Source organism: Pseudoxanthobacter soli DSM 19599 (assembly GCF_900148505.1).
Taxonomy (GTDB): domain Bacteria; phylum Pseudomonadota; class Alphaproteobacteria; order Rhizobiales; family Segnochrobactraceae; genus Pseudoxanthobacter; species Pseudoxanthobacter soli.
The window spans coordinates 161384-174677 of sequence record NZ_FRXO01000005.1; the positions used below are offsets into that span (position 1 = coordinate 161384).

Annotated in this window: 10 protein-coding genes; 4 read left to right on the forward strand and 6 right to left on the reverse strand. The window is 67.8% G+C overall.

The genetic code is table 11. The features are described from left to right. Window positions 1-115 precede the first annotated feature (115 nt). From efp to BUF17_RS13555, 3 genes are all read left to right on the forward strand, one after another. On the forward strand, window positions 116-682 hold the full coding sequence (gene efp / locus BUF17_RS13545) for an elongation factor P (RefSeq protein ID WP_073629541.1): 567 nt from the start codon (window positions 116-118) through the stop codon (window positions 680-682). Between the two features lie 423 nt (window positions 683-1105). Further along, on the forward strand, window positions 1106-2197 hold the full coding sequence (locus BUF17_RS13550) for a Gfo/Idh/MocA family protein (RefSeq protein WP_244530882.1): 1092 nt from the start codon (window positions 1106-1108) through the stop codon (window positions 2195-2197). 112 nt (window positions 2198-2309) lie between these two features. After that, window positions 2310-4355, forward strand: coding sequence for a D-apionate lactonase family protein (locus BUF17_RS13555; protein ID WP_084564655.1), 2046 nt, complete (start codon window positions 2310-2312; stop codon window positions 4353-4355). Window positions 4356-4408: 53 nt separating this feature from the next. On the opposite strand, the gene BUF17_RS13560 is transcribed toward BUF17_RS13555, so the two are convergent. Beyond that, window positions 4409-5827, reverse strand: coding sequence for an APC family permease (locus BUF17_RS13560; protein ID WP_073629543.1), 1419 nt, complete (start codon window positions 5825-5827; stop codon window positions 4409-4411). A gap of 612 nt (window positions 5828-6439) precedes the next feature. Between BUF17_RS13560 and BUF17_RS13565 the strand changes: the two genes are divergently transcribed. Then, complete coding sequence (locus BUF17_RS13565; RefSeq protein ID WP_073629545.1) at window positions 6440-6727, forward strand: hypothetical protein; 288 nt, start codon at window positions 6440-6442, stop codon at window positions 6725-6727. Window positions 6728-6902: 175 nt separating this feature from the next. Here BUF17_RS13565 and BUF17_RS13570 read toward each other — a convergent pair whose 3' ends face one another. The 5 genes from BUF17_RS13570 to BUF17_RS13590 form a co-directional block, all read right to left on the reverse strand. Continuing rightward, window positions 6903-7247 (reverse strand): lipopolysaccharide assembly protein LapA domain-containing protein, encoded by a 345-nt coding sequence (locus BUF17_RS13570; RefSeq protein ID WP_073629547.1) that lies wholly within the window; start codon window positions 7245-7247, stop codon window positions 6903-6905. A gap of 162 nt (window positions 7248-7409) precedes the next feature. After that, window positions 7410-7709 carry an integration host factor subunit beta gene (locus BUF17_RS13575; protein ID WP_073629549.1) on the reverse strand — a complete coding sequence of 100 codons (300 nt, stop codon included), beginning with the start codon at window positions 7707-7709 and terminating at the stop codon, window positions 7410-7412. Further along, window positions 7706-8758, reverse strand: a complete 1053-nt coding sequence (gene sppA / locus BUF17_RS13580; RefSeq protein ID WP_073629551.1) for a signal peptide peptidase SppA — start codon at window positions 8756-8758, stop codon at window positions 7706-7708. Before sppA ends, BUF17_RS13575 begins: the two co-directional genes overlap by 4 nt. A gap of 356 nt (window positions 8759-9114) precedes the next feature. Continuing rightward, the gene (gene rpsA / locus BUF17_RS13585; RefSeq protein ID WP_073629553.1) at window positions 9115-10815 is read right to left on the reverse strand and encodes a 30S ribosomal protein S1; all 1701 of its coding nucleotides are present in this window, start codon (window positions 10813-10815) and stop codon (window positions 9115-9117) included. A gap of 351 nt (window positions 10816-11166) precedes the next feature. After that, the gene (locus tag BUF17_RS13590) at window positions 11167-13278 is read right to left on the reverse strand and encodes a methyl-accepting chemotaxis protein (protein WP_073629555.1); all 2112 of its coding nucleotides are present in this window, start codon (window positions 13276-13278) and stop codon (window positions 11167-11169) included. Window positions 13279-13294: the final 16 nt, after the last annotated feature.

Below are 13294 nucleotides of genomic sequence, written 5' to 3' on the forward strand. Positions count from 1 at the left end.
GACGGTGCGAAGCCGCTTCGTAGCGATTGCGGCGGCGCGAGGCAATTGATAGGGTCCGCGCGAAATTCCGGCCGGCTTCCCGGCCCGAAATCAACGTCAAGAGGAAGTCCGCTCCGTGAAGGTCCAGGCCAGCTCGCTCCGCCAGGGCAATGTCGTCGAGGTCGACGGCAAGCTCTACGCCATTCTGCGGGCCGAAAATATCCACCCCGGCAAAGGCACGCCGGTCACCCAGCTCGACATGCGCCGCATCTCCGACGGCGTTAAGGTCTCGGAGCGTTATCGCACCACCGAGCAGGTCGAGCGCGCCTTCATCGAGGATACCGACTACCAGTATCTCTATCAGGACGGCGACGGCTACGCCTTCATGAACACCGAGAGCTTCGAGCAGGTGACGGTGCCGGCCGACGTGGTCGGCGACGTCGCCGTGTATCTCGCCGAGAACATGGTCGTTCGACTCAGCCTGCACGAAGGTGTGCCGGTCGCCATCGAGATCCCGGCCCGCGTCGTGCTCGAGGTGACGGACACCGAGCCGACCGTGAAGGGCCAGACCGCGTCGTCGTCCTACAAGCCGGCGGTGCTCTCCAACGGCGTCAAGACGTCCGTGCCGCCGCACATCGCGCCGGGCACGCGGATCGTCGTGATGACGGCGGACGGTTCCTACGTGGAACGCGCCAAGGACTGATGTCGCAAGGATTGATGCCGCGCCGGCGAACACGCCGCTAGAGTGCTTTCCGATCTGATGGACTCATCAGATGGACAAGAAATCGCTCCAGATTCAAGACCTTGAGCATATCCTTGTCTTTCAGATCGGTTCGATCTGAACGGGTTATGCTCTAGCACCCGTCTCAAGAAGGCCGGCCGGGCTTCCCGCGCCGGCCTTTTTCGTCTGCGATGCGCGGCCGCTGACGCGCGCGGTGCAATTCTTCCGCGCAGCCTGGCCGCGATGGGTGTAGACTGTCGTAGTCGGCATCGCCCGAGCATCCCGTGCGCCCCTCCGAGCCGCCGGGAAGCAGGAACGCAGGCCGACCGAACCGCGCGGAACAATCAGCGCGGAGCCAATGATCGGTCGCGGGTCCGCCCCGCGGCCAGCGGGAGGAGGCCAGGGATGGTGCACGGCATGTCGGCCGGGCCGCCCGCGCCCTTGCGCGGTGCCGTTGTCGGTTGCGGCTTCTTTGCGATGAACCAGCTCCATGCCTGGCGAGACATCGCCGGGGTCGAGATCGCGGCGATCTGCGACCGTGACCCCGACCGGCTGTCGGCGACCGGCGAGGGTTTCGGCATCGCGCGGCGCTACCGGGATGCGGCGGAGATGTTCGCCGCCGAGCGGCTCGACTTCGTCGACATCGCCACCACGGTCGAAAGCCATCGCCCGCTCGTCGAACTCGCGGCGCGCCATCGCGTGCCGGTGATCTGCCAGAAGCCTCTGGCGAAAACGCTCCCGGATGCCCGCGCCATGGTCGATGCCTGCGCGGAGGCCGGCGTTCCGCTGATGGTGCACGAGAATTTCCGCTGGCAGGCGCCGATCCGCGCCGTCGCCGCGGTGCTCGCCACCGGCCGCATCGGCCGGCCGTTCTTCGGCCGGCTTTCGTTCCGCTCGGGATATGACGTGTTCAAGGGGCAACCCCATCTCGCCACCGGCGAGCGCTTCATCATCCAGGAACTCGGCATCCACATGCTCGATATCGCGCGGCACCTGTTCGGCGACGTCTCCGGGCTGACGGCGCGCTCGACCCGCATCAACCCTGCGATCCGGGGGGAGGATGCCGTGACGATGCTGCTCGACCATGCCGGTGGCGCGATGTCGGTCGTGGACTGTTCCTATGCCACGCGGCGTGCGGTCGACAGCTTTCCCGAAACCAGCCTCGAGATCGACGGGGCTTTCGGTTCGATCCACCTCATGCCGGGCTATCGCATGGTGGTGACGGACCGGACCGGGAGCGAGACGGTCGACGTCTCGCCGCCGCTGCTGCCGTGGGCCGCGCGACCCTGGCACAGTGTTCAGGAAAGCGTGCTGGCGATCCAGAGCCATTGGGTGGACTGCCTCCGCAGCGGTTGCGAGCCGGCGACGTCCGGACGCGACAACCTCGCCACCGTCGCCCTCGTCGAGGCGGCCTACGAAAGTGCCGCTGCCGGCGGGCCGGTCTTCCTGCACGCGCGTCCTGCGCGAGCGGCGTGGAGCAGCCCCGCCCTTCATTGAGCGGCCGGTCGGCGGCAGAAAGCCGGTGGGGCGCGACGTTCCGGCGGCGCGACATCATCCGGAGGCGAAACCGGATCGCCGAACGAAGCCGTGGAACCGGGGAGACAAGCACATGGGTTCATCATCGCTCGTCGTTTCGCCGCCGGATTTGGAACAGACGCCGGGCCCGCCCGGTCCCGGCGGCCATGCGCTGCTGGTCGCGCGGCTCGGCACCGATGAAGCGGAGCCGCCGGTGATCCGGCTCTCCGCAGGCCGTCTCAGCGCCGAACTCGTCTCCGGCGGTCTCAGGGCGGTGCGATATGACGGGCGGGAGGTCCTGCGTGCCGTCGGGTGCGTCGCGGCCGGGCGTGCGCTCACAACGGTCGTCGAAGACGTGTCCGTCGAGCGGGACGCCGGCTCGTTCGCCGTGCGCCTTCGCGGCAATGCCGACGGGCGCGCCGCTGCGTTCGATGTCCGCATCGAGGGCCACGCGAACGGGAGCCTGCGGTTCGAACTCAGTGCGACGGCCGCCTCCGCCGCCGGCGGCATCGGGTTGCGGGTCCGCCACCCGGTCGTCGGCGTCGCCGGCCGCCCCGTCGTTGTGGAGCATGACGACGGCCGCGTCGAGCAGTCGGCGTTCCCGGATCTGATCGAGCCGATCCCGCCCTTTATCGCCATTCGCACTCTCACCCATAGCGTGGCCGAGGGCATCACCGCGACCTGCCGCTTCGAAGGGGCGCGCTTCGACATGACCGATCTACGGGCCTGGTCGGACGCGGCGTACGAAACCCGTGCGTGCGCGCCCCTTGCAGGCGCCCCCTCTGCAAGTACCCCCTCTGCAAGCGAACCCCTTTCGGGCGAAGCCCGTGCCGCTACCGGGCCGTCGCAGCCGGCGGACGGTGCGCGGCGGGAGGCCGGCGTCGTCCAGTGCCTCCGGCTGTCGGTCGCCGATACCCGCACCCCGGCGGCCGCGGTGGCGCGCTCAGGCATCACCACGCTCGGCTTCGGCACGGTCGCGGGCTATTTCCCGCGGGTCGGGCTGTTCATCACGCCGGAGGAAACCGCGCGGACGATGGACCGGCTCGACGATCTTCTGGAGATCGCACCCCAGGCGCTGCTGTGCCGGTTCGATCCTGAGGCCGGCCACGGCTGGCGGGCGCTGACGGACTTCGCGGCGCTGTCGCGGTCGAGCGGCATTCCCGTCGCCCTCGAATGCGTCGTGCGGCGGACGGAGCGTGCGCTCGAGACCTTGGAGGCGATCGCCCGCCTCGCCCGCAGCGCCGGGCTCGAACCCACATCCGTCGCGATCCTGTCGGACGAGGACGGACCGGCCACACCGTCCGACGGCGTCCGCCCGCCCCATGCCGAAATCCGGCGGGCTGCGGCCGAGGCCTTTCCCGGCGTCGCGGTTGGCGCGGCGTTCCCGTCGTTCGAGGCGATGAACCGCGTGCGGCCGGCGCCGGAACAACTGGCGTTCATTTCGCACGCGACCTGTCCGATTCTGCACGCCGCGGACGACCGCAGCGTGATGCAGAGCCTGGAGGCGATGCCTTGCATGGTCCGCACGGCCAGAGCGGTGTTTGGCGATGTGCCCTATCGCATCGGCCCGTCCACCATCGCGCTCGGCGCCTGTTCGGCCGGCATCCGGCCGGCCGAGAATCCCTTGGGCGGCCGTTTGCCGTCGGCCGGCGAGGATCCACGCCAGCGCGGGCTGTTCGCCGCCGCGTGGATGCTGGGTTATGTCGCGGCGACTGCAGACGCCGCGCTCGATCTCTGGACCGGTGCGGCGCTGACAGGGCCCGCGGGCGTCGTCGACGACGACGGCGGGCGGCGTCCTGCCTTCCATGTGCTGCGCGGCCTCGCCCGGCTTGCGGGAACCCCGCGGCTTGCCTGCGTGTCGAGCCGGCCAGACCGGGTGCTCGCGCTCGCCGGGCGGGATGCCGGCGGTCGCACGGTCGCCTGGATCGCCAACATCACCGACCGGCTGCAGCCGTTTTCGCTGTCCCATGCCGGCATGATGCCGTGGCGCGCCTCGGTGGTCGACGAGGTGAGGTTGACCGACGATGCGGGGCGGGACGCGGCGCCGCCCCCGGGCGTGCTCGCGTCCCGCGGCTGCGATTTGTCGCTCGCACCTTATGCGGTCGCGATGCTGGAGCAGGTCGGGGCGCCGCGCTATTGAAGCGGGCGGCCCGCATACGGCATCCCCATGGGATGTGCGTTATGGGATGTGCGTTACGCGGCCTCGCGCGCAGGCCCCGGATAGGGCAGGGCGTGCTCCATCGGGTCGGTATAGAAGCGGCTGGCGTAGCGGCGGCGGTAGTACCACATCGGCACGATGCCGATGACGATGGTGCCGATGCTGATGACGGAAACCCGCCAGCCGAGCTGCGGCAGCTGGTAGAGGCCGACGCAGCCGATGAACACCGCCGAGGCGAACGGCACCACGCCCGCGAAAAGGCACACCCGCCAGTCGGTCAGCAGCACCTTGCGGTGATACCAGGCGCAGGCGATGCCGGCGACGGCATAATAGAATGACACCTGTACCCCGATGGCGTTGATGAGGTCGCTCATCAGGATGCTGATCGTCGGCACCGTGGCGGAAACGGCGAACAGCAGGAGCGAGACGCCGGCGACCGCGAAGCCGGCGAGCCAGGGCGTCTGGAATCGCGGGTGCAGCCGGCCCATCCGTTCGGAGACGACGCCGTCGCGCGCCATGGAGAACAGCAGGCGGGTGCATTGGAGGAGCTGCGTCTCCAGCGTCGCGACCGCGCTCACCATCACCGCCAGCACGGCGATGGCGCTCCAGGGCGCCGGAAGCGCCACGTGGCCGAGCGCCGGCAGCAGGTTGGCGCTGTTGTTCTGCACCTCGGCCGGCGTCAGCGCCATTTGCACCGCGACCTGGATCAGGATGAAGGCGAGGAAGATCACCAGCACCCCGATGATGCCGCCAAGCCCCGCCGTTTTCTCGGCGTTCGCCGTTTCCTCCGCGAGGTTGGCCGAGACGTCCCAGCCGAAATAATAGAACACGGCGACCAGCATCCCGGCGGAGAAGGTCTGGAAGTTGCCGAAGCTCGACGGCAGGAACCAGTCCCAGGAGAGGCTCGTGACCGGGGCGGCGCTTGCATGCCAGATCGCGAGCACGCCGACGAGCAGCAGCGCGCCGAGTTCGAGCAGCGTCATCAGCACCTGCACCTTGGCGGTGGCGGTGATGCCGACCGTGATCAGCGCCAGCACGCCGAGGAACCACACCACGCCGATGCCGGTCGCCCAGGTGACATCGTGCAGTTCTCCGGGTGCGAACAGGTCGAGCGTCGCCTCGCCCGCGGGTAGGGCGGCCGCCACCATGAAGATGGTCGAGAGGCCGAGCAGCGCCCAGCCGGCCAGGAACCCGAGCGACGGATGGATGGCGCGCCCGACCCATGCGTAGGCGGCGCCGGCATCCGAACGCCAGCGGTTGAGATAGGAGAAGGCGATCGTGATGCCGATCATCGGCACGAAGGCGACCCAAAGCGCCGCGGGCCCGGCAATGCCGACCGCAGCCACAAGTGCCGCCGTGCTCGCGGTGATCGAATAGGCCGGGGCCGCGCCCGCGACCGCCATCACCGCTGTGTCGAGAAATCCCAACGCGCCCTTCTTGAGCGAGCCTGCCATATCGCGTTCCCCCCTGATCGGAACGGCCCTGTCGATCCCCCCGGATCGACAGGCTTCAGTGTGCACCGGAGGCGATATGCCGGCACCAGAAAACATGCCGATGACGAAAAAAGGCGTTCATGACGGGGACGTCATCCGCCCCACGTCTTCACGCGTCTCGCTTGCGACGGCGACCGCGACGCGAACACGTCGGTTCGTTAAATATCGGACATGTACCCGGCGTGGGTAGTGTGTATATGGACGTGGGCAAGAGAAGGAATATTCTTATCTACATCGACGAAGTGATGTTGAAGCAAGATGACATAGAATACGTCAGGGGAGACTGTAATTTTATGTTGTCGCGATCAGAGCAAAAATCGTCGATGTCGAGAGATTTGACTCGAAACGTCACGTCTTCCCGGCGATATGAACAGGCCTGCACCGATCCGCACGGAATGCAAAGTCATTGTGACGCAAATCGGCAGGGCCAATCGAAACACCGTCGATCCGGGACCGATCCAGCTCACCCGGGGCGGCAATCAGGCACTTGAGGCAGCAGCGTTCCCCCCGCCGGCGGTTTGCATCGGTTGGGAAACGTTCCCGCGCTCGATCACAACAGCAACGAGGCAAGTCATGTCCGTCTTCGCACGTCACAATGCCAACGTCGCTCTCGATGACGTGGCTCTTCAATCTGTCACCGGCGGCATCGCCCTGTCGCCCTCTCTCAACCCTGACGACTGGGGCCCGGGTCCGGCGATCCCCCCGCACGGCTACGGCTCGGGCCTGGTGATTCCGCTGGGTGACTTGGGTCCCGGTCCGGCGATCCCACCGAACGGCTTCGGTCCGGGGTTCGGCGTCCAGCCGACGGTCTCGCAGGGGATTGTGAACGTCCCGAACGGGCCGGTCCTCAGTGGCGGCTGAGGCTCGCCGTTCTCCTGAGGTGTGCCGGATCGCCCGGCCCGGCCGTTCTTCTCGAAACCATCCGGTTAGTCGAAACGATCAGACGAGGCCGCCATCCGCATCGAATCGGATGGCGGCCTTTCCATTTCGCAAAAGGCCTGTGCGGGAAAGCCCCGCAATCTGGAGAGGAACGGGATCAGCCGGCGCGGCTGGCCGGCGAAGGCAGGGCCGGTCCGGTTCCCGCCTCGGCGCGGGCACGGTTGCGCTCCGCCTCGCGGCGCCAGTGCCCGGCCTCGCGCCGCTCGCGCCTGAGCGAGCGGCGGTCGGAAAGGCCGCGGAACCACATCCCGACGCTGCCGATGACGACGCCGAGCGCCAGCACGGCGAACAGGGCCCAGTAGAGCGGAATCTGGAAGGCGACGGCAGGGGCGACACTGTTGAACGGATCGAGCGAGACGAGCACGACCTGCCGGTTGGCGACGGCCACGGCGACGAGCGCCACGGCCAGAACGATCAACACCAGAGCCTTCAGAAAACGCATCGCTGTTCTTTCCCGTCCGCCATGTCCTCAGGCCGCCCGCGCCTGCCGCGCGACGGCGCCCGCCCGACCGGTGCCCGTGGCGGCTTCACCGCAGCAGAACCCCCTGCGTCGACCCCACCGTCGGCCGGCCGGGGACGTGTCCAGCCGAACCGGTGACGGCCATCAATCCTCTTCGTCGTCCGCGCCGTCGTTGAGGCGCTGCCGCATTTCCTTGCCGGTCTTGAAGAACGGCACATATTTCTCGTCGACGTCGACCTGCTCGCCGGTCCGGGGATTGCGGCCGAGGCGGGCGGGCCGGTTCTTGACCGAGAATGCGCCGAAGCCGCGCAGCTCGACGCGATCCCCGCGGGACAGCGCCCCGATGATCTCGTCCAGAATGGCGTTCACGATGTTCTCGATGTCGCGCTGGTAGAGATGCGGGTTCTTTTCCGCGATCAGCTGCACCAATTCCGACTTGATCATTGCTGCGAGGCCCCCTGGCCCCCATCGTCGTCGTACCCGATCGGGCCAACGTGCCAAAGCGACTGAAGTCCGTCAACGCGCTGTCCGGCTGAAGAGAACGCGGCCGAATCCACAGCAATGCCGAACGAGCGGAAAAGTCCATCGGTGACGCCGGAGGCGAGGCTTTCGCCGACCGACGACGCAAGCGAAAGCAGACCGGAACGCCGCTTCACCTCCCAGTCCTCGACGGGAAGGCCGGCGGCGACCTTGCGGTCCTTCTCGAGCCAGGCGATCGCCACCTCCTCGCCGCCGATCGCGTCGACGAGTTGGGCTTCGCGGGCCTGGTGACCGGTCATGATGCGGCCGTCTGCGAGGGCGAGCGCCCGGTCGTGCGGCAGCCGGCGGCGTTCCGCGACGATGTCGACGAACCAGGCGTAGGTGTCGTCGACGACGCTCTTGAGCATCGCCTTGGCTTCCTGCGTGGCGGGCGCGTAGGGTGCGGGCTCGGCCTTCAGCGGGGCGCTTTTGACGGCGCCGATCTCGACGCCGATGGTGTCGAGCAGCTTGGCGGCGTCGCCGTACTGGAACAGAACGCCGATCGATCCGGTGATCGAGGTCCGGCGCGCGACGATATGGTCCGCGGCGATCGCCGTCATGTAGCCGGCGGAGGCGCCGAGCGTGCCGATGGTCGCCACCACGGGCTTCTTCTCGGCCAGACGGCGCAGGGCGTCGTAGAGGCCCTCGCCGCCCGCGGTGGTGCCGCCGGGGCTGTTGATCGCCACGATCACGCCCTTCACGGCCGGATCCTTGGCCATGCGCTCGATGAGCTCGATGCGGTCGCGATCGTCGGTGATGACGCCGGAGACGGAAAGGCGGGCGATCTGGTCCTTCTCGCCCCGCACGTCGTCCAGCCCGCCGGCGAGGCCGATCCCTGCGATGATGGCGAGCGCGATGGCGACAATGGCGGCGACACGCCAGCCCGTGACCGAGCGGCGCAGGCGGCGGCGTTCAACCACCGCATCGGCCTGAAGCAGCGATCCGGTGTCGGAAGTGCCTCGTTCGACGGGCATCAGGCGTCCGTTCCCTCGCTTCACGGCAGACCGGGCAGCCGGCCGTGCTATGGCGTTTCCGCCGGATCCGTCCCCACCGATCCGGTGCCCCGATGTCCGGGTTCCTCGCCATGACGGCGCCGAAACCTCTTCCCTCGGCATCAAACAGACGCTGATGGCGAAAGCAAGGTTAATCTCACGGAAGCCGCTGGATCAACACGCGATTTCGCTCTTGACGCGACGGTCGTTTTCGTTCGTGTGCGAAGGCTGGCGCCTCAAAACGAAGAAACCCGCCTCGCGGCGGGTTTCCGGTATCGTCGGTCCCGGGGGCGCCGAAGCGCCCCGGGACCGGGAAGGAACGGCATCCGCGAAGCGGATCAGTCCTTGTCGCCGTCCTGGCGGGCGCGCAGCGCCGCGCCGAGGATGTCGCCGAGCGAGGCACCGGAGTCCGACGAGCCGAACTGGGCCACGGCTTCCTTCTCCTCGGCGATTTCCAGCGCCTTGATCGAGACCTGCACCTTGCGGGCGCGGCGGTCGAACTGGAGGATGCGGGCATCCACCTTGTCGCCGACGGCGAACCGCTCGGGGCGCTGGTCGGCACGGTCGCGGGCGAGGTCGGAGCGACGGATGAACGAGGTCAGGTCGGTACCGAGCAGCTTCACCTCGATGCCGCCTTCCTTCACCTCGGTCACTTCGCAGGTGACGATCGCGCCCTTCTTCAGGTCGCCCGCCTCCGCGAAGGGGTCGCCGGCAAGCTGCTTGATGCCGAGCGAGATGCGCTCCTTGTCGACGTCGACGTCGAGAACGACCGCCTTGACCACTTCGCCCTTGCGGAACTCCTCGATGACCTGCTCGCCGGGACGGTTCCAGTCGAGATCCGACAGGTGAACCATGCCGTCGACATCGCCGTCGAGGCCGAGGAACAGGCCGAACTCGGTCTTGTTCTTGACCTCGCCTTCGACGACGGACCCGATCGGGTACTTGTCGACGAAGCTCTCCCACGGATTGGACAGGGTCTGCTTCAGACCGAGGGAGATGCGGCGCTTCACCGGATCCACCTCGAGGATCATCACTTCCACTTCCTGCGAGGTGGAGACGATCTTGCCGGGGTGAACGTTCTTCTTGGTCCACGACATCTCGGAGACGTGGATCAGGCCTTCGATGCCCGGCTCCAGCTCCACGAAGGCGCCGTAGTCGGTGATGTTGGTCACGCGGCCGGTGAAGCGAGCCTCGACCGGATACTTGGCCTCGATGCCCTCCCACGGGTCGGACAGCAGCTGCTTCATGCCGAGCGAGATGCGGTGCGTCTCGTGATTGACGCGGATGATCTGCACGCGGACGGTCTGGCCGATCGTGAGGATCTCGGACGGATGGTTGACGCGACGCCACGCCATGTCGGTGACATGGAGCAGGCCGTCGATGCCGCCGAGGTCGACGAACGCACCGTAATCGGTGATGTTCTTGACCACGCCCTCGATGATCTGGCCCTCTTCCAGGCTCTGCACCAGCTCCGAACGCTGCTCGGCGCGGGTTTCCTCGAGAACGACGCGGCGCGACACGACGATGTTGCCGCGGCGCTTGTCCATCTTGAGGATCTGGAAGGGCTGCGCGGTGTGCATCAGCGGACCGACGTCGCGCACCGGGCGGATATCGACCTGGCTGCGCGGCAGGAACGCCACGGCGCCGTCGAGGTCGACGGTGAAGCCGCCCTTGACCTGATTGAAGATCTGGCCGGTGACCTTCTCGCCCTTGGTGAAGGCGACTTCGAGGCGCACCCAGCTCTCTTCGCGCCGCGCCTTCTCGCGCGACAGCACGGCCTCTCCGAGGGCGTTCTCGACGCGCTCCAGATAGACTTCGACTTCGTCGCCCACATTGAGCGCCCCGTCACGGGCGCGGGCTCCGAACTCCTTCAGGGCAACACGCCCTTCGACCTTCAAGCCGACGTCGATGACGGCGAGGTCCTTTTCGATTGCAACGACGATGCCCTTGATCACGGACCCTTCGTGCATCTCCGACTTGGAGAGAGACTCGTCGAGAAGCGCGGCAAAATCGTCGCGCGTGGGATTGAGCGAGGCCATTCAGACTCCTGAGCGTGCCGACGGTTCGAGTGGTTCGGACCGATCCGTCCAGCCCGGCCCCTTGGGGCTTCCGCCCTGTCATGAACGGGCGGGTCGGCACATGCGGGCTGACGGATTCGTAAGCTGCCTCCGGGCGTCCGCTTCTGCGTCCCCATGGGGCGGGCCTGCCGGCGCGTCCCGACAGGCATCGCGAAGACTTACGAAAACCGCCGTTTAAGCCCGGCTTACATAGCCGCAAGGGCCGTCATCCACAAGAGGATCTCGCCGGTTTCCGCCCTTTTTGCGCGTCCCCGCGCCACTTTTCGCGCGTTCCGAAGGAGGTCGACGATGCCGCTCCGGCCCGCCGGCGCATCACGCCGCCGCGCGGATGTCCTCCAGAAAGCGGCCGACCCGCTCCCGGAGCAGCTCCGACTGTGTCGAGAGTTCGGACGAGGCCGCCAGAACCTGATTGGCCGCGGCGCCTGTGCCTTCGGCCGCCTGGGCAACGCCGCTCATGTTGGACGTGACCTCATAGGTGCCCGAAGCCGCCTGGTCGACGTTCTGGACGATCTCGCCGGTCGCCGAATGCTGCTCGTCCACCGCGAGAGCGATCTCGTTCGCCACGGCGTTCATCTTCTCGATGGTGACGCGGATGCCGTCGATCGCCTGCACTGCATCGGCGGTCGAGTGCTGGATGTCGCCGATCTGGCGGGCGATGTCGCTCGTCGCCTTCGATGTCTGGGACGCCAGCGTCTTGACCTCGGCGGCGACGACCGCGAAGCCCCTGCCGGCCTCTCCTGCGCGCGCGGCTTCGATGGTGGCATTGAGCGCCAGCAGGTTGGTCTGGGCGGCGATGGCGTTGATGAGATCGACGATGGCGCCGATCCGCGAGGTCGCCTCGGCGAGATCGCGCACGATGGCGGCCGCGTCCCCGGCCTCGCGCACCGCGTCGCCGGACATGCGGGTCGAGGTTTCGATGCGCCGGCCGATGCCGTCGATCGAGGAGCCGAGCTGGGTAGCGAAGGCGGCGACCGACCGCACATTGGCCGAGGCCTGCTCGGCCGCCGCCGACACCGCCGTCGATTGATAGGCGGTTTCGTTCGCCGACTGGGAGAGCTGTTCCGCGGTCGATTGCAGTTTCGTCGCCGCGGAGGAAACGGTGCCGACGATCCCGCCGATGGCGGCGTCGAAACCGTCGGCGAGGTCGCGGGTCGCCTGCCGGCGCTGCCTCTCGGCCTCGGCCCGGGCCCGTTCCGCCTCGGCCTCCAGCGCGGCGTTGCGCACCATGCCGTCCTTGAACACGAGCACGGCCCCCGCCATGCGGCCGATCTCGTCGCCACGGTCGGTGTCGGGCACTTCGGTGGAAAGGTCATTGTCGGCGAGCCGCAGCATCGCCCCGGTCATCCGCTTCAGAGGGCGCAGCACGCGACGCCAGATCACGACGAAACTCGCAACCGCGACGACGAGCCCGACCACCATGGCTCCGACCGCCCAGAGGAAGGAGGTGCGGGCCTCGCCGGCGCTGGTGCGCGCCTGGTCCAGCGCCGCGTCCATGAAGGCGCTGGCGAGCGCGACAAGCGGAACGAAGGCTTTGTCGGCCTCGGCGCGATATTCCGCCAGCGAATAACCGGAGGCGCCGTTGCGGAGGTTTGCGATGAGCTGCGACTGGCGGGCGGCGAATTGTCCGCCGATAAAGCCCTTCTCGACCGCACCGGCCTTCTCGGCGAAGATCTTCGGCGTGCCCGGCGCGGTGGCGAATTCCTTGACCTGCGCCCAGAGCGTGGCGGTGCGGATCTGGGCGATCTGCGCCTTCTGCGATTCGATCGGGCTGAAGGCGCGCGCCTCGGAAAGCGCGGTGATGATCGCGAGCGCGATCTCGCCGCCGCTGGCGTGCACCTGCCACGTCAGGGTCTTGGCGCGTACATAGTTGCCCGCCACGGCATCGAGATTGCGCAAGGCGGCTTCGAGCGTGTCGGACGCGCGCTCGATGGCCTTCAGGAAATCGCCGGTTTCCGGCATGAAGCGGATGAGGAGCTGGGGGTTGCGCGTCTCGACGGAGACCGCGAGCGCGGCATCGACCGCCTTCCGCCGCTCGAGATGCGTCCGGTAGATCACCTCCAGCGACTTCGCCGCCTTCCGCCAGTCCGGCGCGTAGGGCAGGTCGATATTGGCCGAGACGATCCGCATGACGTCGTCGAGCTCTTTGCGATCGGCGGCGAACGTCGCCGCGGCGGCCGCCGCTTCCGCAGGAGGAAGCGCCAGCGCGGCGGCTGTGGCGTTGCGTTCGCTGCGGAAGGTCTGCAGCGCATGGAACAGCTGCTTCTCGACCTCGGCCATCTGGCCGACGACGTTGGCGAACTTGTACTGCCGGTATTGCTCCCAGGCGACGTAGCCGCAGGCGAGAACGACGATGAGGCTCATCACCGCGATCAGCGCGGTGAGCGTTGCGGCGATGCTGATAGAAACGGCGTGCGGCTTCGACATGGCGGCCCCTCGCAGC

Excerpts from the sequence above, each read along its gene's own strand:
- BUF17_RS13555 (WP_084564655.1), top strand. The coding sequence starts at position 2,310 with ATGGGTTCATCATCGCTCGTCGTTTCGCCGCCGGATTTGGAACAGACG.
- BUF17_RS13550 (WP_244530882.1), top strand. The coding sequence starts at position 1,106 with ATGGTGCACGGCATGTCGGCCGGGCCGCCCGCGCCCTTGCGCGGTGCC.
- BUF17_RS13590 (WP_073629555.1), bottom strand. The coding sequence starts at position 13,278 with ATGTCGAAGCCGCACGCCGTTTCTATCAGCATCGCCGCAACGCTCACC.
- sppA (WP_073629551.1), bottom strand. The coding sequence starts at position 8,758 with ATGCCCGTCGAACGAGGCACTTCCGACACCGGATCGCTGCTTCAGGCC.
- BUF17_RS13565 (WP_073629545.1), top strand. The coding sequence starts at position 6,440 with ATGTCCGTCTTCGCACGTCACAATGCCAACGTCGCTCTCGATGACGTG.
- BUF17_RS13560 (WP_073629543.1), bottom strand. The coding sequence starts at position 5,827 with ATGGCAGGCTCGCTCAAGAAGGGCGCGTTGGGATTTCTCGACACAGCG.
- rpsA (WP_073629553.1), bottom strand. The coding sequence starts at position 10,815 with ATGGCCTCGCTCAATCCCACGCGCGACGATTTTGCCGCGCTTCTCGAC.
- BUF17_RS13570 (WP_073629547.1), bottom strand. The coding sequence starts at position 7,247 with ATGCGTTTTCTGAAGGCTCTGGTGTTGATCGTTCTGGCCGTGGCGCTC.
- BUF17_RS13575 (WP_073629549.1), bottom strand. The coding sequence starts at position 7,709 with ATGATCAAGTCGGAATTGGTGCAGCTGATCGCGGAAAAGAACCCGCAT.